The organism is Nitrospinota bacterium (assembly GCA_029881495.1).
Taxonomy (GTDB): domain Bacteria; phylum Nitrospinota_A; class UBA7883; order JACRGQ01; family JACRGQ01; genus JAOUMJ01.
Map to the genome: position 1 here is coordinate 23,024 of JAOUMJ010000025.1, position 19,674 is coordinate 42,697.

The 19,674-nt window shown below is 46.3% G+C and carries 14 protein-coding genes and 1 pseudogene; 9 read left to right on the forward strand and 6 right to left on the reverse strand.

What is annotated here, in order from left to right:
• Positions 1-113: 113 nt before the first annotated feature.
• The 3 genes and pseudogenes from leuS to OEY64_10450 all read right to left on the reverse strand — a co-directional run bounded on the left by leuS (position 114) and on the right by OEY64_10450 (position 4,455).
• Positions 114-2,580 (reverse strand): annotated as a pseudogene (gene leuS / locus OEY64_10440) (leucine--tRNA ligase).
• 492 nt (positions 2,581-3,072) lie between these two features.
• Positions 3,073-3,990, reverse strand: coding sequence for a cytochrome B5 (locus tag OEY64_10445; GenBank protein MDH5543366.1), 918 nt, complete (start codon positions 3,988-3,990; stop codon positions 3,073-3,075).
• Positions 3,991-3,999: 9 nt separating this feature from the next.
• On the reverse strand, positions 4,000-4,455 hold the full coding sequence (locus OEY64_10450) for a TerB family tellurite resistance protein (protein MDH5543367.1): 456 nt from the start codon (positions 4,453-4,455) through the stop codon (positions 4,000-4,002).
• A 189-nt stretch (positions 4,456-4,644) separates the two neighbouring features.
• Between OEY64_10450 and OEY64_10455 the strand changes: the two genes are divergently transcribed.
• Entirely contained in the window at positions 4,645-6,624 is a 1,980-nt protein-coding gene (locus OEY64_10455) for a tetratricopeptide repeat protein (GenBank protein MDH5543368.1), read from the forward strand.
• Between the two features lie 43 nt (positions 6,625-6,667).
• On the opposite strand, the gene OEY64_10460 is transcribed toward OEY64_10455, so the two are convergent.
• Entirely contained in the window at positions 6,668-7,429 is a 762-nt protein-coding gene (locus OEY64_10460) for a cytidylate kinase-like family protein (protein ID MDH5543369.1), read from the reverse strand.
• Positions 7,430-7,813: 384 nt separating this feature from the next.
• Between OEY64_10460 and OEY64_10465 the strand changes: the two genes are divergently transcribed.
• A complete protein-coding gene (locus OEY64_10465) occupies positions 7,814-9,478 on the forward strand; it encodes a SpoIIE family protein phosphatase (GenBank protein MDH5543370.1) in 1,665 nt (554 codons plus the stop codon).
• A 211-nt stretch (positions 9,479-9,689) separates the two neighbouring features.
• Positions 9,690-9,821: a hypothetical protein gene (locus OEY64_10470; GenBank protein MDH5543371.1), complete on the forward strand. Its 132-nt coding sequence runs from the start codon at positions 9,690-9,692 to the stop codon at positions 9,819-9,821.
• A 111-nt stretch (positions 9,822-9,932) separates the two neighbouring features.
• Here OEY64_10470 and OEY64_10475 read toward each other — a convergent pair whose 3' ends face one another.
• Positions 9,933-12,011: a sensor histidine kinase gene (locus OEY64_10475; protein ID MDH5543372.1), complete on the reverse strand. Its 2,079-nt coding sequence runs from the start codon at positions 12,009-12,011 to the stop codon at positions 9,933-9,935.
• Positions 12,012-12,283: 272 nt separating this feature from the next.
• On the opposite strand from OEY64_10475, the gene OEY64_10480 reads away from it, so the two are divergent.
• From OEY64_10480 to OEY64_10495, 4 genes are all read left to right on the forward strand, one after another.
• Positions 12,284-13,570: a cyclic nucleotide-binding domain-containing protein gene (locus tag OEY64_10480; GenBank protein ID MDH5543373.1), complete on the forward strand. Its 1,287-nt coding sequence runs from the start codon at positions 12,284-12,286 to the stop codon at positions 13,568-13,570.
• Entirely contained in the window at positions 13,567-14,421 is an 855-nt protein-coding gene (locus tag OEY64_10485) for a hypothetical protein (protein ID MDH5543374.1), read from the forward strand. The genes OEY64_10480 and OEY64_10485 overlap by 4 nt, the downstream gene beginning before the upstream one ends.
• Positions 14,422-14,435: 14 nt before the next feature.
• Complete coding sequence (locus OEY64_10490; GenBank protein MDH5543375.1) at positions 14,436-15,431, forward strand: cytochrome c3 family protein; 996 nt, start codon at positions 14,436-14,438, stop codon at positions 15,429-15,431.
• Positions 15,432-15,527: 96 nt separating this feature from the next.
• Positions 15,528-16,004 (forward strand): FxsA family protein, encoded by a 477-nt coding sequence (locus OEY64_10495; protein ID MDH5543376.1) that lies wholly within the window; start codon positions 15,528-15,530, stop codon positions 16,002-16,004.
• Positions 16,005-16,137: 133 nt separating this feature from the next.
• Here the strand turns inward: OEY64_10495 and OEY64_10500 are convergent, their stop codons facing one another.
• Complete coding sequence (locus OEY64_10500) at positions 16,138-16,899, reverse strand: methyl-accepting chemotaxis protein (GenBank protein MDH5543377.1); 762 nt, start codon at positions 16,897-16,899, stop codon at positions 16,138-16,140.
• Positions 16,900-18,124: 1,225 nt separating this feature from the next.
• Here OEY64_10500 and OEY64_10505 point away from each other — a divergent pair.
• Positions 18,125-18,964 (forward strand): protein-glutamate O-methyltransferase CheR, encoded by an 840-nt coding sequence (locus OEY64_10505; protein MDH5543378.1) that lies wholly within the window; start codon positions 18,125-18,127, stop codon positions 18,962-18,964.
• Between the two features lie 26 nt (positions 18,965-18,990).
• A complete protein-coding gene (locus OEY64_10510; protein MDH5543379.1) occupies positions 18,991-19,386 on the forward strand; it encodes a bacteriohemerythrin in 396 nt (131 codons plus the stop codon).
• The last annotated feature ends 288 nt before the right edge of the window (positions 19,387-19,674 follow it).

Here is a 19,674-nt window from a genome sequence, read left to right on the forward strand (position 1 = left end):
ACAAATCACAACATTTAACCAAAAGAAACATTCTTGTGTAGCGGGAGCTGACAATTTTTTCACAAACTAGCCAGATTGATCGGGGAAAATTTCCCTGAATGCGACTCTCAAGGTCAAACGACGATATTTATCAGCTTTCCAGGCACGACAATTATCTTTCTAACGATCTTCCCTTCGATTTCCTTCGCAACTTTCTCTTCCTTTACTGCCATATTCTTTAAATCATCCTCGGAAGTGCTTGGTGAAACCTCGAGCCTCGCCTTCAACTTCCCGTTGACCTGCACAACGATGGTCAAAAGTTCGGAGGCTGTAAACTCCTCCACATATTCCGGCCATTTCTCGTTTGTAAGATAAGCCTTGTTACCAAAGAGAGCATAAAACTCCTGGGTGAAATGCGGAATTACCGGATGAAGAAGTTTTAAAAAATCTATCAGCGTCCGCCTCAGCTCAGCTCTTTCCGTTCCGTTGGCAGGTTTGAAATCGTTTAGAAAATTCAGCAGTTCCATTCCCGCGGCAATGGCGGTATTGAAATGCGCCCTCTCCCCGATGTCGACGGTAATTCTCTTGATGGTGAGATGATGCATCCTGCGCAGCTCCCGCCCTTCCTTAGAAAGTTCACCTTCGGTCGGCGCTTCCTTTTTGAGTTCATCTATCCATTTCATATACAGACGGTGAAGACGCGTTATGAACCTGTATCCCCCCTCTACGCCGCTATCGTCCCATTCCAGATCCTTTTCCGGAGGGGACGCGAAAAGAATGAAAACACGCGTCGTATCGGAGCCGTATTCCTTCATTATGTCGTCTGGATCGACTACGTTCCCCTTTGACTTGCTCATCTTTGCGCCATCTTTTATCACCATCCCCTGAGTGAGAAGATTTTGAAAAGGCTCATCCTCGCCATGCAATCCGATGTCGCGGCAAAACTTGTTAAAAAATCTAGCGTAGAGGAGATGAAGCACCGCGTGCTCGATCCCGCCTATATATTTGTCGACCGGGAGCCAGTAATTCAGATCATCCCTGTTGGCAGGCATTGATACCGAATCTGGGGAGAGGTATCGGTAAAAGTACCATGACGAATCTATAAAGGTATCCATCGTATCTGTTTCCCGTTTCGCCCCCCCTCCGCACGAAGGACACGCTACATCCGTAAATGATTTCAATCCAGGGAGTGGCGACTTCCCCCCTTCGAGGAGGTCGATCTCTATAGGCAGAACAACCGGGAGCTGTTCTTCAGGGACGGGGACGGCTCCGCATTTACCGCAATGGATGATCGGGATAGGCGCCCCCCAATATCTTTGGCGGCTTATCCCCCAATCGCGCAAACGGTAACTGATGGTTGCCTCGCCGATGCCGTTCGCGGCGAGCTTTTCGACAATTTTTCTTCCGCACTCTTCGTTATCCATGCCGTTGTAGGCGGCGGAATTTATCATCTCGCCGTTGCCGGAGAATGCCTCACATACTTCCGCTTCTGCCTCTTCACCCTTCTTCAGGATCACCTTGCGAATATCGATTTTGTACTTCTTCGCGAAATCGAAATCCCGCTGGTCATGAGCCGGAACGGACATGATCGCCCCCGTCCCGTATTCGATGAGAATGAAATTAGCCAGCCAAACAGGGATCTTCTCCCCGTTAACAGGATTGATAGCATATCTCCCGGTGAATACACCCTGCTTCTCGGTTTCATCAGCGGTACGGGATTTCATATCCTGACGTTTCATTGATTCGATGAAAGCGGCGACCTCCCTCTCCTGCTCCGTGCCTGCTGAAAGTTTATTTGCCAGTTCGTGTTCGGGAGCCAGCGCCATGAAAGTCGCTCCGAAGAGAGTATCCGGCCTCGTGGTGAATATTTATCTTCTCATTCAATCCCTCAACCTGGAAAATTACCCTCGCCCCGTGGCTCTTTCCTATCCAGTTTTTCTGCATTGTTATGACCCGCTCCGGCCACTTGCCGGCCAGTTTATCAAGATCCTGCAGAAGAGCCTCCGCGTAGTCGGTAATCTTCAGGAACCAGCCGTCCTGCTCCCGCTGAACCACGGGATTATCGCAACGCCAGCAGAGTCCCTGCTGTACCTGCTCATTGGCAAGAACGGTACCGCAGTCTTCGCACCAGTTGACCGCTGTCCGTTTCCTGTATGCAAGATTGTTTTTGAACAGCTGAACAAAGAGCCACTGTGTCCAACGGTAATACTCCGGCAGGCAGGTGGCGACCTCGCGGCTCCAGTCATACGATATGCCGAGATTTTTAATCTGCTTCCGCATGTCGGCGATGTTTGAAAGCGTCCATTTATGCGGATGGGTTTTGTGTTTGATAGCCGCGTTCTCGGCAGGGAGGCCGAATGCGTCCCACCCGATAGGATGGAGAACATTTTTTCCATTCATTCTCAAAAAGCGCGCAAGGATATCTCCAATAGTATAGTTGCGGACATGCCCCATATGGATTCGACCGGAAGGGTAGGGGAACATTTCGAGGAGATAGAATTTCTCCTTTGAAGGGTCGTTATCAACCTTGTCCGCACCGGATTCCAGCCAGAACTTTTGCCATCGGGATTCTACCTCCCGAAAATCGTATTTTGCTTCCATAACCCTCATCAAACAGAAAATGTTCTGATGAGATTACCACCACTCCCTATTGCTGGCAACAGAACTCTGATAGAAAAGATTTTTTTCTGTCGGCTTGAGATTACCTGAACTTGATTTTTGCCGTCAGGCACAAATTCAAATTGCCAAAATCGGCGGGGAAACAGCCGTGATGATATCGATCAGATTATAACCTGCGAAAACGCCCTACCTAAAAAAACAGTCCCGACAAGCAACATGCCAAACAAAATGAGATAAATAAAAAGCCTCATTACTCCAGGCTCTTTTTTACTCTGTACCGATAACGCCATATCCAAAACCTCCAAAAAACAGTTATTTTCTGCAGGATATTACTGCAACATATATGCCGAATATATGGGCAATAATATCAAATAGATAAACAATTGTAAACAAAAAACTGCACATTTTTGGAAATAAAACTTACAATTTGATGCTTCTTGGGGCTTTTTGATGCAAATAATAGAGATATCGAGGCTAGCGATACCAGATCCAGAACGCAATTATCAGAAAAATAACAACTACAAGAAAGAGATTGAAATAGGCGATAAAATGGAAAAGTTTCTGATGTAAAGAGAGTGAATGCCGGTATTCGGTGTCATACGATCCGACCTCTTTCATCCCTTTCAGCTTGAGATCACTGTGCGGCGCTTTGCTTATCTGGCTTGTAAGGTCCTCCCCCGCCTTGTGGATAAAATGTGTTCCTCTTTTCCAGAGATTGGAATCTGTAACGTCATAAACCTTCCCCATATACGCTATGTATGCGGGTCTCCCTTCATTGCCGTCGAATTCCATCAGGGTGACAGGATCGTATTTACCATCCTCCGGTTTTCGCGCGGCGCCTGTCGACTGCCGAAGTTTTGGCCCTATAAATATAACAACGAATAGACCTGATAGAACAAGAGTAAGGTAGATCGATATTTTTGCCGCCAGCAGGTTGCCCCATGTGGTTTCAGTGAAGACATCCCATCCGCGAACCCTTGAGATAGTGAGCAGGATGCCGGTTATACCAACAATGATCATCGAACCTATCCCGAGCCTCACCTCTGTTTTCGGCAACCCCTTCTCGGCATATGCCGGTCGTAAAACTATATGAACATAGAGGATCGTCCCGAGCCATAGAACGCCTGTGAAGATATGAAGGAAGCCGATGATCGGCAAAGCGGAAGCGTCAACAGGCCCTATCGGCCAGAACCCCCCTGAAGGGGGCCATTTGTAGCCAGAAGCGGCATAATCTATCCCGGCGGGATTAAGCGTTACGCTCTTTTCAAGGTGACATACGTTGCACCCCTGTTTTGTCCCCCTCGCATAATCGGGCCAGGCATCAAGATTCGCCGGCAACAGGAGGCAAATAAAAAGCGCCTGAAGGAATGGAAACCGGAAAGATGAACCCACGAGACGCCCCTACCTCTCTTTGTTCAGAACTTTCAGTTTAGCGTCGATAAGCTCTTCGTGTGACAGCTTGAGAAGCCTCGCTATCTTGTGCACAAGGTAATCTTCATGCTTGTCAAGAATTCCATCGGAATAAACAACCCGCCACACAAGTTCAATAAGGTTCCTTTTTTCGTCCCGCGAGTAATTCTTGTTAATAAGGTTTGTGAAGCTCCAGTAGTCGACTGCGTTATTGAGCTCTTCCTCAGCGCTTTTTATCAATATCTGGGCATCCTCGTCCTTCAGCTCGAATTTGTTTTTCAAGATCGCGATCATGTCGCCCAACTCTTTTTCGGAAAACTCGTTATCTATCCCCGCCATTTCCAGCATCAGGGCGCAGGCTGCCACCTTTACATCGTGTCCCTCTTTACCATCGGTCGTGGCGTCATCGGACGCGCCAAAATATTTCCTTGCGATATTTCCGAACATGACAAAATCCCCCCTCTGCATTCAAAAACATCCCGCTATCAGCGGGTTGAACGGATATTGCAATTATAAACGGATGTGCCCGTGATTCCAGCTTTATAAGCTCATATTGCTTAACAAACTCCCCTGGCAAAGTGTAATATATGTTTTTTTATGTTATCAGAATTATTTTTATCTTCATCACTTTGAGGAGTGGTACTGCCAAATGGAATTTACACGGCTACCATATCGCCGAGCATTTACGGGATGCTGAAAGCGATAACCTCCCTTTTATCCCGGGACGGATGGGACTCCCTCAACGAACGGGAAACAAAAAACCGCCATCTCTGGATACTGGTCATCACAGGCGTCCTTATATACGCGAACACCGTAGACAACTCTTTCCACCTAGACGATTACTACCGCGTACATAAAAATCCAGGAATAGAAAAAGTCTGGCCGGTCACCCGGCACTTTACGGATCCGGGCACAATGTCGTCCATACCGAGAATAAACGCCTTCCGTCCGCTGTTGCCTCTTACTCTTTCAATTAACCATGCGATAGACGGCTATTATTTCCGCGGTTACCACCTCTTCAACATAGGCGTTCATATCGCAGCCGCAATCGTTGTCTATTACCTCCTTTCCGAACTCATTTTGCAGGCAGCTATATTTGAATCGGCAAAGCGGAGGGGATGGCTAGCTTTTACCGCCTCGCTCCTTTTCCTCATCCACCCTGTATCTGGAATACCAGTCAACTACATCTGCGCACGGGATCTTTTGATGACAGAACTCTTTTCAATGTACGCGTTTTACAGATATATCCGGATGCGAAGAACCTCGGAAAAGAGCTGGGGGATCATCCTCGCATCTTTTGTTCTCGCCTTGCTTTCAAAAGGGAACGCGGTTGTAATACCGGGGCTGATCCTTGTATACGAATGGTCCCTAAGGAAGCAACCGGTTTTAAGCAAGGAGTCTTTTCTGCGAGCCCTCCCGTTTTTTCTTATAGTCGCCGGATTTTTTGCCTACACGCGATTTGTTCTCGAATTTTCCGAAGTGGAGAATGTGGTTTCCGGAAACATCCCCGCCTGGGTCTATCCGTTCACGCAGTTCAAGCTCCATCTCTTCCGGTATATTTTCAATTTTGTTTGGCCCCTGTCCATTCATCAGGCACCTCACATTGAACCCCCTGCTCTCACCGACCTCGCTCCGTGGGGAGGATTGCTATTCATACTGATAACGCTATTCATTGCGGTTCGATATTGGAAAACCAATCCTGTTATCGGGTTTTGCATTTTCGCCTACTGGATGCTACTCGCGCCGACCTCGTCAATCTTCCCTTTCTACGCCTACGCAGTTGATTACCGCCCCTACCCATCAAGCGCTTTTTTTTACTTCCTGGTCAGCTATTCCGCATTCACCTTTCTGAGCGATAAAAGGTTAATTGCGGTTGCGGTCGCTGTTACCGTTTATATTGCGGGCATGAGCCTTTTTCAAAACACTACCTGGCGCACCGACGAAACATTGTGGAAATACAGCCTGTCAAAGTCCGGTTCGCCCCTTGCGCACCTTAACTACGCGATGGCGGTAGCCGACCTCCCTGTACGGGAAAAGCACCTCCGTAAAACATTGGAAATGGCGCCCGACTATATTCTCGCGAAAACCAATCTCGGCCTGCTCCTTATTGAAAAAGGGGAATACAACGATGGATTATCTCTTATGATCCAGGCGGTAAAACAGCAGCCGAAATGGGAGCAGACTAAGAAATGGCTTCGAGTCGGGATAGACAAAATTGACAGTCATTTTGATAAAATCGATGAGAACCAGAAAACTGAGCTACTGGCAACGAAGGCAGACGCGCTGTTAACCCTTGGAGAATACGCCGACTCCATTCCCGTACTTAAGGCGCTCACCGGCGCGCTTCCCAACGATACAAAATCGCTATTCATGCTCGGATTCGCATATCAGAGCGCGGGAGAAACAGGCAAGGCGATAGAAACCTATAACAACTATTTAAAACAGGCGCCGCCCGATTACCACGCATACTTCAATATCGCTCAGGCACAAATGTCGCTCGGAAAATGTGAAGAGGCTGTTAATAATTTCAGGAATTCACTGCGGCTGAATCCATCGCTGGAAGAAGCGAGAAAAAATATCCTCATTTGCGAAGCGAGGTCGAAAGGGGCGCACTAATCCATTCGCCCGGGAAATTCAAAACATCATTAATCAATAACCCCTAGCCGACCGGCCTCGAAAGCATCCTGTCCCTCTGCGCGAAGATACCGTTCATCTCCATTAATTGGAACACCAGCTTGGCAATCGTTTTCGGAGTGAGCCATTCGTTGTTGATTACAAGATGATAGAAAGCGTTATCGTAAGAGCTGTGGTCCGTAAAATCCTTTATGAATTTCTCGCGAGCGAACTGTTTCTTTTCTATCTGGTTTTCGGCGTCTCCGCGGTTTAGGCCGAATTTCTTCATCACGTTTTTCACTCGGAACTCATGCGAGCCGATAAGGCGGATATGGGTACCCTGGAAGATCGTGGAATGGAACCTGTGCGTCAATACCTGCGCACCCCCTCCGACCAGAATACAATTCCCCTTCGCCGACAGATTGAGGATGAGGTTTTTCAGTCGTTGAAAAACCTGCAGCTGCGGGGACTTTATAAAATCAGGCACTATTCCGTCGAAAAACCATTTCGCGAACGAATATCTGGTCTCGGTAATCCTGTCCACCATTTCGAGGCCAAGCTTTTCATCAGAAATTATTTTCTCCAGTATCGGATGCGTGAATATATGCCATGGAGATTCCGGGGTTCTTTCATTCAGCAGGTCACACAACTGACCCGCTACCGGATATCCGTCGCATCCGTATTCGCGGGAGATGGTAACAAACCGGGAGGACTGCTCCTTTTCTACCGCCTTTTCACGCTCTTTAAGCCATTGATGATACTGTTCAACATCGAAATCAATATTTTTAATGACACTTTCGGCAGACATATCACACCTCCAAGGAATCAAGATGTTTTGGTACGGGGACAAACTTACCAGAAGAGCTCCACATCCCTTCCCTGTTTTTATTTTACACTTTTTGAATTTGTAAATCTCTTTCATTACAAATTAATTTTTTTCTTGATGCACCCCGGTACGATTTGAAAATGAAGTTCATGCTTTAACAAATCTAACCAGCTGGCCATATAACTATTGTATATTTAATTACTTACCGATCCCGTATTTATGCTTGATTTAAAGAATTTTCCAATGCCATATTTCCATAGCGTTACTTCTTTTTGCAAAATGGATATTTATAGCTTTATTTGCTACCCTGTCTTGGTGCGTTCCATGTGCCTCTCTGTGCAAGCATCAAGCACTTTTTAGAAACCGATGTTGAAAAAGATATTCCTCTACGGAAAGATAATGAAAAATAATCACTCCGACTATCTGCAGTTAATCCTGGAAAATACCAGGGGCTCGATTTTCTGCCTTAATGACGAATTAAAGATTACATTTGCCAACTCCTCTTTTCTTAGAGAAACCGGATACTCAACGCAGGAAGAGGTATTAAACAGAAATATCTTTGAAATGATATCCTCATCACCAGAAAACGGATTTTCTTTAGAACAGGAAAAACACTCACTCTTTATCTCGCTAAAAAATAAGAAGAAAGTGGAAAATGAAAGGATATATTTTCAAAGGAAGGATAAAACCGGTTTTTTTGCCGAATACAATTCGTTCCCTGTAAACATAGACTCCGCCCCCTGCATTTATGTCGTAAACTTTATAAACATCACCGAGCGCGATGCCAGTAGCAGAGAGGTTGCCAGGCTTTCCGGACTTCCGGAAGATAATCCCAACCCGATAATCGAGATATGTTCAAACTCCAACTCAATCCTGTACTGTAATCCCGCAGCCAGTATCGATTTTCCTGAACTGAATCCTTTAACGGGAGCCGGAAAATTTTTGGTCGACTGGAAGCACCCGCTCTTTTCCGGACTGGAATCAATGGTATACGAACTTAAACTCGACGGCCTGGCCAAAGCGCTCGACGTTCTTGATATAGAGATCGGCGACCCTTTTTCCGAAAATTACCGCGTATACAACCGTAAACTGCGATACATCCCCGAAGATTCGACAATAAGGCTTTACGCGACAGACATCACAAAGGAACAGGAACTACTTGAAGGGACAAAAATACTTCTTGAAGAAGTCGATAAGATCAAACAGAAACTTGAAGGGGAACATAAGGAAGCTGAAGAAATCGGCAAATCGCTTCTTTACAGGGAGCCGGAAAATAAAAGACTGATCGCCACCGTCGGAGTTGAACAGAGTTCCGAAGCGGGGGGAGACAGAGCCGGATTCCTCGTTGAAACGAATCAGCAGCAAAAAACCAAAAATGAGTGGCTCGCCGTTTTCGATGCGTCCGGACACGGCAAGGGTGCAGCGAAATTTCAGGAGGTGGCCCTTGGCGGTATACTCACACTCCTTCTACAGGGTCACAACATGAAAGAATCGCTCATATCCGCAAACAGACTTCTTGAAAAATTCAATTCCGGCCGTTTTCTTGTTGGAAACATCTGGCGTGTCATGGAGAGAAATGAACGTGAAGTTGAGGACGGGTTCGTATGGCTGGAAGAGTTCAGCATCGGGCAGCATCCGGTGATGGTACTTGAGCCTGGAAAAGACGAAGTAAGGGAGCTTGACTTCCTAAACGAGGAAAATAGGAAGAGGACAGTGCCTATGGGCCTTTTTTCCGACGGGTTCGAAAACATCGCGCCGCGATATGAAAAACTGAAAGCTGGGACGAGAACTGTCACATACACCGATGGAATCACCGAAGCGATGGATAAAGAAAATAGGCAGTTCGGTAAAACTAGATTGAAGGATCACATTTTTGCTACAAAGGATCTTACGACAGCTGAAGCCTACGCCTTTATAGTTCATGCCGTAAAATGCTGGGTAAACAATCTACCATCAACAACCCCTCCTGACGAGATTGGAAGACTCGACATGGCAGACGATATAACGGTAGCTATTGTCGACATCTTTTGAAACCGGGTGCTAACTTTTTCTGGTTATAAAGATGTCAGGGAAACCTAATAAAGAGGAGGGCCTTTTATGTCTACCTTTTTCATGTTCGGCAAATACCATCCTGAATCTATAAAAAGCATAAGTTCCGCCAGCACAACGAAAGTAAAGGGGATCATTTCAGCACTCGGCGGCAAGGTAAAATCAATTTTAGCTTCTGGGAGAATACAATCTCTTGCTGACAGTGGAACTCCCAGACGCGCAGAAAGCGATGCAGGCGTCACTTGCGACAAGCAGGGATTTCGGAATAGGGTTTACCACTTCACCGGCGATACCGGTTTACGAGTTCGATACTCTTATCAAGTAAATAAATTCATCGCAAACGCCAGGATCCGTGATATTGATATCAAACATGAATGTTCCTATCCGTGAGCTTGCATGGCTACTGGGTGAGCTCGATTAAAAATAAAGTTTGAAGCTACCCGGCAAACTGGCGCGGTATCGGGAGGGCCACAAAGAATGTGCTCCCTTCGCCCTCAATTGATTCGACCCTCAGCTCTCCACCGTGGGCAACTACTATATCAAGGCAGTATGGTAGACCAAAACCGGAGCCTGCCTCCCCTTCGGTTCCCGCAGTGCTTGTTTTTATTTCCGGACGAAAGAGATCCGGTATTCTTGAACTGCTGATACCGACACCTCTATCCCGCACGCCGATGGTGACAAATTCTCCGGACCCGCCCCCCTCATAAAAAAGGGTTATCGAACTCCCTGAATGAGAAAACTTTACAGCGTTGGAGATCAGATTCTGGAATACTTGTGAGAGGAGGGTTATATCGCCAAATATTTTTAGATCTTCAGGAGCATAGTTTTTAATTCCTATATTTTTTACACTTGCCGTGTGCGACAGGTGGCTGATGGCGTCTTCCAACAGCATTCTTACTGGCATTATTTTTCTTTCCGGTTTTATCACGCCGGTTTTGAGGCGGCTGATATCCAAAAGATGCTCTATGGTCCTGCTCATCTGCTCCGATATCTTTATTATCCTTTCGATGATCTCGTCGGCTTCGGCTCCCCCCTTCTTTACATCCTTAAGGCGTTGTATCAATCCCAATACGCCCGCCAGAGGCGACCTCAGATCATGCGAAGCAAGCGTGACGAACTGGTCTTTAAGTTTTGTCGCTTTTTCAGCTTCCACTTTAGCCCTTGTTAGTTCGGAAGTTCTTTCCGTGACTTTTCTTTCCAGCTCTTCATTACCCCTTTGCAGGATCTGATGGATCATCCTCTCATTATTCAGCGCCTCTGCCTGCGCTATCTCCTTCTCCACGCGCATGAAATTTATCCTGTCGGCAAGGGCGAGTGAAAAGAGTATTGCTTCCGCAGGAAATCCCGCCATAAGCGCGAACAGCGCGCGGAATATCCCGGGTATTACCTGGTTTGTTATCAAACCGTAAGCAATCGTGCCTACTAAAAGAAATATCCAGCCGATAATAAAATACCTGGCTGAGCGCTGTCCCTTGCGAAAGGAGAGTATGCCGGCCGCTAAAAGCAAAGGGGGACAAACCAGCGAAGCAAAAAAACTCGCAAAAAAATATTGCGCTGTCAGGCTGGACGATAGCAGGGGGGATATGCCTAGCAAAAGACCGAATGTCGCGATCCCTATCAGGACAAAATCGTATCGGGGTAAAATCACTTCCGTCGATAAAAACTGGCGCGTAAACAGTGTTACAAAGAAGAGTGTGGAGCCAGTAAAAAATATCGGCGCCCTCATGGCAAACCAGGGGAAATCAGGATAGAACAGTTCGTTCCCGAATCCAGTGAGAGCGAGCATCAAGATCGTAACGGAGGCAATATAGAGAATATAGTGGAGATAACTGGTATCCCTGAGCGCGGAATAAACAAACATGTTATAAAATAATAGGGCCAGCATTGCGCCGAAAACCACGCCAAACGCCGTGCCGGTAAGATTATCACGGGAATAAAAATATGTTTCATCCGCAAGTAATGCCGGGAACGAATGCACGCTGGATGTCTTGCTTCTGAGATATATCACTTTTTTTTCACCCGGCTCAAAATTTACCCTGAAAAGAAAATCCCTGTGTGCGACTGGCCTTTTCCCAAATGGAAGCTCGTTGCCGCTGAAGGAAACGGAATACCCTCCTCCAGGCAAAGACTCGTATAGCTCCAGCCTGTTGATAAGCGGATTCGCTATTTCAAAAATCATTCTTTTTGAACCGGAACTCCGGTTTTCCACTTCCAGCCGTACCCAAAAGGCGCTTTTTGAAAAACCGAAATTTACGTAATCGACCGTATTGAGACTGAACAGTGACGTCATTCTGTTAGAAGATACTTCATCAATCGTGTAATTTGCTTCGCTGTCCTCAAATATTTCCATATGCCGCGAGAGTGCGAAACTATTGCTCTCTTCGGTCAATATGAGCGGAGGGGCGTCGACCGGAGATTCAAACGCCAGTACAGTGGCGGGAAACAGAAGTGGAATCGCAAGAAACAGCGAAAGCCAGAATCGGCGATGACGAGCGCCATCTGCTGATAGCGTCATAACCATTTCAAGCGCCCACCGGACATATGCATCACCCAATTTGTTGTGTCGAAATACTTCTCAAAATTATACGTCAACAGGTAAATACATTCCAATTCCCGGCGTATTCAACATTCGCTGATATTCTTTAAATGACCTCTCTTTGACGCGTTACGCGGGGACTGTATAATAGCCGGTGCGTTGTGCGGTGAACAGATTTACGGGAACCAAATTACCTGCATTTGATTGGGATTTACATCATGCACCTGAAATATCAGAACTTAACCGGGTTAATGCAACACTTCCCTGGTATTGACCAGAGAGAAATTGCGGAAGAACTCAAAGAGTGCCAGACCATAAATTACGAGCCTGGCGACTACCTTTGCAGGGATGGCGAGTACGATCATACATGCGGCGTAATACTGGACGGACGCGCGGAAGTTAGACTCCCCAACTCCATTAAAACTATCGACCTTGCGAAGGGAGAACTGTTCGGCGAAATAGCCGTGCTCAGCGGAAATCCCCGTATTGCAGATATAATCGCTACCGAATTCACCTCCGCGCTTATCATCCCCGGCAACAAGTTTCTTGAATTGCTGGATAGATATCCAAAGGCCAAAACATCGGTTGACGAGCAGTATCTGAAACGAGCGCTCGAAACGCACCTCCACTCGGTATCCATATTTTCCGGCCTTTCAGACAAGGTGATACACGACCTGCAAAAGGATATCGTTCTCCTTTCCTTCAAAAGCGGAGATGTGATCTTCAATAAGGGTGACGAAGCCGATTATTTCTATCTTATACGTTACGGATATGTAAAGGTCTCACAGCCGAATGAAGCGGGCGAGGAGAGGATCGTCTCCTACCTCACGGTAGGGCACCACTTCGGAGAGATTGCCCTTATGCATGAAGGTGTGAAGAGGATCGCCACCGTGACAGCCATCAGCAGAACCGAAGTCATCGGAATAGCAAAAAAACAGTTTTTGAAATTTCTTGAGACGCACCCCGAAATTAAAAGCAACATGGAAAAGATAATCGAGATGAGAGTGGAAAAAAACGTGCTTCTTGAAAGGGATCCGCTTTTATCAGCTATTCTGAACACATCAGTCGACTACGGAGTGGTTCAATCCAAAAACGTGCTGATTATCGACATGACAAAATGCATAAACTGCAACTGCTGTGTGAATGCCTGCGCTTCACTTCACGAAGGAGAGACCCTCCTTGTGAAAAAAGGTGTCTGGCTGGATAATTATTTCCTAGTGCCGGCTTCGTGCAGACACTGCGCCGATCCGGTATGCATGACCGATTGCCCCACCTCATCCATCGTAAGGGACGTTAACGGTGAAATTTATCACAAAAAATCGTGCATCGGGTGCGGCAACTGCGCAAGGCTCTGCCCGTACGGGAACATATCGATAATCACATCCCGCAAGCCTTCGGGCGGAACACGAAAACACGCGCTTAAATGCGATATGTGTCGACATTATGAATCGATGGGATGCGTATACAACTGCCCCACGGGCGCCGCTAAACGGATCAACCCTACAGAGTTTCTAAATGATATGGGCCCGCTGATATGAAAAAGAAAAATTCATCAAAAAAGATCGCCGCATTTGTTGAAACGGATGATTTCGGCTCAGGTAGAAAGTGGGCGCTCTTTCTCTCCTTCGCGATTCTTTCACTCCTTGTCTCCCTCATCTTTTATTTGAAAAAACAGGAAGGGCACGCCGGGACATTTACAGGGATGGTCTACGGCGGTATCGCACTCACTTCGGTCATTTTTCTTTCCCTGTACCGCATTCGGAGAAGCGTATTCAGTTTCAAATTCGGCTCGATGCAGTGGTGGATGACTGGGCATATCTACGTCGGCCTTCTGGCCATCATCCCGGTGCTGATGCATACCAATTTTAGACTCCACGGGATATTCAGCCTCTTTTTTTTCTCCCTTTTCATCGTAGTCATTGCCAGCGGTGCGATAGGATGGTACCTCAACTCAACACTACCGGCAGCTCTCACAAGATACGGTGTTATGTCTGCCAACGAGAATGACCTTGCCGGTGAAATAGTGAAGCAGACCGAGGAGATAGAATCGTATCTCAATTCAAAGGCGCAACATTTTAAAAGCAGCACCATCCCTTACCTGCATGAGTACCTGCAAAAGAAACCTGTTATTTACAGCAGAATGTTCATAAGCGACAGAGAGGCGCTTAGTCGCCTGAAATATAAATTCGAACGGCTGAAACTTAACGCCTCCCCGCGCGACGTATACTCCCTCGGCATCCTCCGCTCACTCCTTATGAAAAGGGAGAACCTGATTATACGTCACTCCAAACACCAGCTATTGCGCGGATGGCTGAACGTGCATGTGCCTTTGACCGCGGCGCTTCTTGCCGCCGCTCTTGTTCACGTTACTTCCATGCTTTATTTTTAGGGACTGATAAGATTATGAGACTGTTCCTTTCAATTGCCGCTGTGGCCGTAGTCATAGCCTTTGCTTTCGCAGGCTATAAGGCGAGCAACGGAGCGATTTTCATGAATGAGGATCTGTCGGCAAACCATGAGGCGGCGGAGGAGGATTGCGACGTCTGTCATGACGCCTGGGGCGGTGTGCCGGTCTCATCCTGCGAAAACTGCCACGATAAAAAGGTGCACATAATCAGGGCGAACAAATGCACCGCCTGTCACGCGGACGAGAAACCTCTCTGGCATGTAAAGATAAATTCCGAATGCTGGGGCTGCCACAACAGATTCGACTGGGCTACCGGTCCGCAGGTTCCCGAATGGGCGAAGGAACTAAAACATGCCTCCGGCGACATCCCCCATCAAGGGAAACGCGACTGTTATTCCTGCCACGAGGAACACAAGGGGAGACACAGGGATATCAGGAAAATCGAGGACAATAAATGCAAACGATGTCACCTCCACAAGAACCATCCCCCCGCGCGCCCGGTCTATCCGAAGAAGGGGGATCAGAATCCGCTGAATTTTTCGCACAAGATACATTTCGAAAAAACTACGCTCGATTCGAAAAATTGCGACTTCTGCCATACAAGGAGAATGCCGGACGGAAAGGTGATGCTTACCGCTTCATTCCGCAAACATTGCGGAACATCCTGCCACGAACTGCCGGATCATAAAAGGAACGCAAAGGATACAAGCAAATGCAAACTGTGCCACACGAGGGACGATTACAGCATCGTTCCAAAACTTACTTTGCCGAAGATAAACCTTGTTCACGCGCCTGAGCGTCACGCAAAATTTGAATGTCTCGAATGCCATACGAACGTGATCAATATCGAATCGGGCGTCTTCGTTAAAAAGGTAGAGGTGAGCATCTGCACCACATGCCATAAGCTGAAAAAGATGAATTCAAACTGCACTACCTGCCACCAGTTCCACAACCACGAAAAAATCGAATCGGAAACAATTGCTAATTATTAGGTTCCTCATCACCCAACAGCAAGTGTGTCTTCACACGCGATAATTTGGCAGTTTTGCTGGGCTCTGATAGGATGAAGGGAAAAGGAGTTATCAAGGATGTTTCTGAAGCTGTTCGCACTGTTCATAATCGTGCCGCTGGTGGAACTGGCGCTTTTAATGAAACTAGGAGCAATATTCGGTGTGCTTCATACAATCTCGCTCGTGATAATCACCGGTATAATCGGCGCCCTGCTGGTGCGCCAGCAGGGTTTCCGCGTGATAGCCGAATTTCAGAACTCCCTTCTCGAGGGGCGCGCGCCTACCGATTCCATAATAGAAGGGCCGATGATACTTATCGCCGCCGCGTTTCTCCTCACTCCGGGGATAATTACAGATCTGCTCGGGTTCATCCTCGTGATACCGTACACGCGCGGGATCATAAGAGATTACCTGAAACAGTATTTCGCCGCGAAGGTCGCCGAAGGAGCATATACCGGAATGAAAAAAGGGTGGGCCTTTTACTCCTCCTCAACGAAGACATCGGGTCACAAAATAGATATCGACAAGGATAAGAACGACATCATCGACGTGTGATTTCTATATCCGTGCAATCACTCCGTCTCTGCCTGCAAAAGCAGACGAACATGACAATTCATGCTCACACAGTTCAGCATCATGCTACCCCCGCACCCACACCCGCAGGGAATAGTGAAATCAATGAGCTGAGTTAGCCGCAATCTCTTTCTGTCCCGTCGCCAAGCATCAATATAGAATTTTTACTGCTCCCATGTCCATACGCCATCTGTGTGAGCTTAAGTACGCAATCTTTCAATGTTTCCGTCTGTTCTTTTAGATCATTTGAAGAGGCGGCGGTCTCCTCTGCGTTTGCGGCATTTCTTTGCACCGACGAATCAATCTGTTCCACCGCGGTGTTAATCTGCGTAATACCTTCCGCCTGCATATCGCTCTGCCTCGCGATGCTGGTGAGTTTGATATCTACATCAACGATAAACTTCGTAATCTTTTGTAATGATGATGCTGCTTTGTGTACAAGATCGACCCCTTTTTTGGAATTCGCGTCTGCCGCATTTATAAGCTGAGCCGTATCCTTGGCGGCGGCTGTCGAACGCTGTGCAAGATTGCGCACCTCTTCAGCAACAACGGCGAAACCTTTCCCCTGCTCTCCGGCGCGCGCCGCTTCGACCGCGGCGTTCAGCGCTAGTAGATTTGTTTGAAAAGCGATCTCTTCAATAAGTTTGATTACCTTTGATATCTCTGACGAACTTTTGGCCACTTCACCCATTGAGGTCACCGCCGAATCCATTAGATTACCTGTATCACTCATAAGACCATTTGCCTCCTCGGCCTGATGGTACGCCTCATTCGCGGCCTTCGCATTTTTTTTAGCGATTTGAGCAAACTCGACAAGCGTGGAAGAGGTCTCTTCAATTGACGCTGCCTGCTGGGTAGACGCTTCGGAAAGCTGCATGCTTGCGCCTGCTATCTGTAAGGAAGAATTTGAAACTCTCTCAAAATTTTCTGTTATCTGTTCAATTACACCGTAGAGAATGTTGTTTACATTCTTTCGCACTAAAAAAACGAGAACCATTATTACCAATATCAGTTGCACCACCAAAATCGATATTTGTTCCTTTAAATTCGTAGCGGCATGCTTTTCCATTTCGTCAAGTGAAATGATCAAGCTTATCGCGCCATTTACTGTCCCTTCGCTCCCTTCATGGCAATCCATGCAGTTGATCATCCCCCCCCTGTCCCTAGACATTATGAAGGGAACAACCGCCCGCATGGTTTTTTTTCCTGAACCGCTCTCCTCAATACGGAATATGCTTTTTCCATTCGAAAGCACATTGCGCTCTGCGTCATCCCTTGGCTCCTGTTCTTTCCCGTAACCACGGTTCTCAAACTGCTCGTTTACAGATTCGGCACGGATAACTCTCAGCTCTTCTATACCGGAAGTGGTTTTTCTTAACAGTTCCATATAAAATTTCCGCTCGCTCATGATCCCGTTCAACATCATGGTATTTAAGGAGCCTAAAACTGTGTCGGATATTCCGCTCGCAAATAATTTTGCCTCCAGCTCTGTTAGTTCTGATTGTTTTTTGACGGACCAGAATATATTGAAAGCCGATATAAGAGTAAGAACAAGGCCTATCGATAAGGTGAGCTTGGCCCCGATACCCAATTTGTTAAACCAATTAAACATCAAAATCTCCTTGTGCGCGATTTAGAACAGGCGATATCACTGGACAGATGAGTTGACCCCATACCTCCGTACGCCTGGTTCCAATCTATATTTCATTTTGCAGCAGCTTCAGGCGCGAACGCCTAAAACATTTTTATGACTTTTCATTATCCCAGCAATATCGAAATAAATGAAATAAACATTAATGTTATATTTGCTATCAATAAAGCTGCATAATCATTACCTGATGGAAACAATCAAGGCAAGATAGAGCGGCAGGAATCGAGGCTCAGAACTCGCCAAAATATAAATTGCCCGAATATCCACAAAAAGACCGAGACACTGGGTGCTTCTGTTACATTTGCTACATAATTTGTCAACCGATAGGCCCGCCAACTGCTTGAAAAATAATTAAACTTTCCAGATTTTTAAATTCAAACGATTCATAATAAACTTATGAGTACAACTTGTTTTGAAAGTTTCAGGCCTAGAGAAATAGCAGGAAGAGATAATGACCGAAAAACTTGAATCTATTGGTGAGCGAGAGTTTGTCCTTTTCCGTGACCTTATCTACAAGGAAAGCGGCATTACATTAAACGAAAGCAAGAAAGCGCTCCTCGAGGCCAGACTAAGCAAACGAATGAGAGGCACTGGCATAAGCTCTTATAAGGAATACTACGATCTTGTAAAGAAGGATAAAACCGGTAACGAACTGACATTACTTCTGGATGTGGTATCAACGAATTTAACTTTTTTCTACAGAGAAATTAAACATTTCGACTTTATGAATAATGTCTTAATACCAGAATTGGCGGCTCGTCATCAAAACAATCCAGCCGCCCAAATAAGGGTATGGTGCGCGGCCGCTTCCTCCGGCGAAGAGCCTTACTCCATACTATTCACCCTCCTTGAGCATAAATTGTTTCAGACCTCATGGAATCTCAAAATGCTTGCTTCGGATGTTTCGGTCGACATGCTTAAAATAGCCAGCGAAGGGAAGTACGCAAGGAAAAGGGTGGATAAGGTTCCTCAAGCGATACTTAACAAATACTTTAATAAAACCGGGACCGGCGCCGACTCCGTTTTCACGGTCCAGGCGGATTTCCGAAAAATGATCCAATTCAAACGATTTAATCTCATGACGCCGGAGTTTCCATTCAAGCATCAGTTTGATTTTATTTTTTGTAGAAATGTCATGATCTACTTTGATTCGCCTACCAGAGAAAAACTGGTTGGCAAATTTTATAAATATTTAAGGAGTGGCGGTTATCTGATAGTCGGTCACTCTGAAAGTCTAACAGGATTGCGGCATGAATATAAATATACAATCCCTACTGTGTACCAAAAATAAATAGAAATACTATAAAGGTATAAAGTATGTATTTAGAATGGAACGACCAATACAGCGTACAAGTCAAAAAATTCAATGCGCAGCATAAAGATATGTTGCAGATCATCAATGCCATTCACGATGAACTGCTTGGCAACAACAGACGGGAAACGCAGATTCAGCTACTGGACAAATTGACTCTAAACACAATGAATCATTTTTCAGATGAAGAACAGGCTTTGCATGAAATAAACTATTCGGAAATACTGGACCACATGGACGAGCACTTGAATCTTTTGCAAGAGCTACATGATTTGAAGACAGATTATATGAACAACCGCATCGACATAAGTGAAGAACTGGTCGGCTTTTTGGCAAATTGGCTGATTGTTCACATTGAAGATATGGATAAACAATATATACCTCTTATGCGCGACGAATAACCGACTGGCAATCAGATAATTCTATTTAGCGCCAAACCAACCATGCATTATCCTCCTACTTTTTTTCTAGTCATATCTCACAGTAGCATTTTCTTTCAAAAGCATAATATTTATATTTTCCGTACGTGACCGACGCTGAAGCCGAAGCGCAACGAAGTAGCGCGATGTTTATCTGACGCAAAATTCAGCTCCCGCTATCCAAACAGATTTTGCAAAGAGAAACGAGCGATACAAGGCGCGTGAGACTGAAGCGAGGGAACGTACACCCGTACGTGACCGACGCTGAAG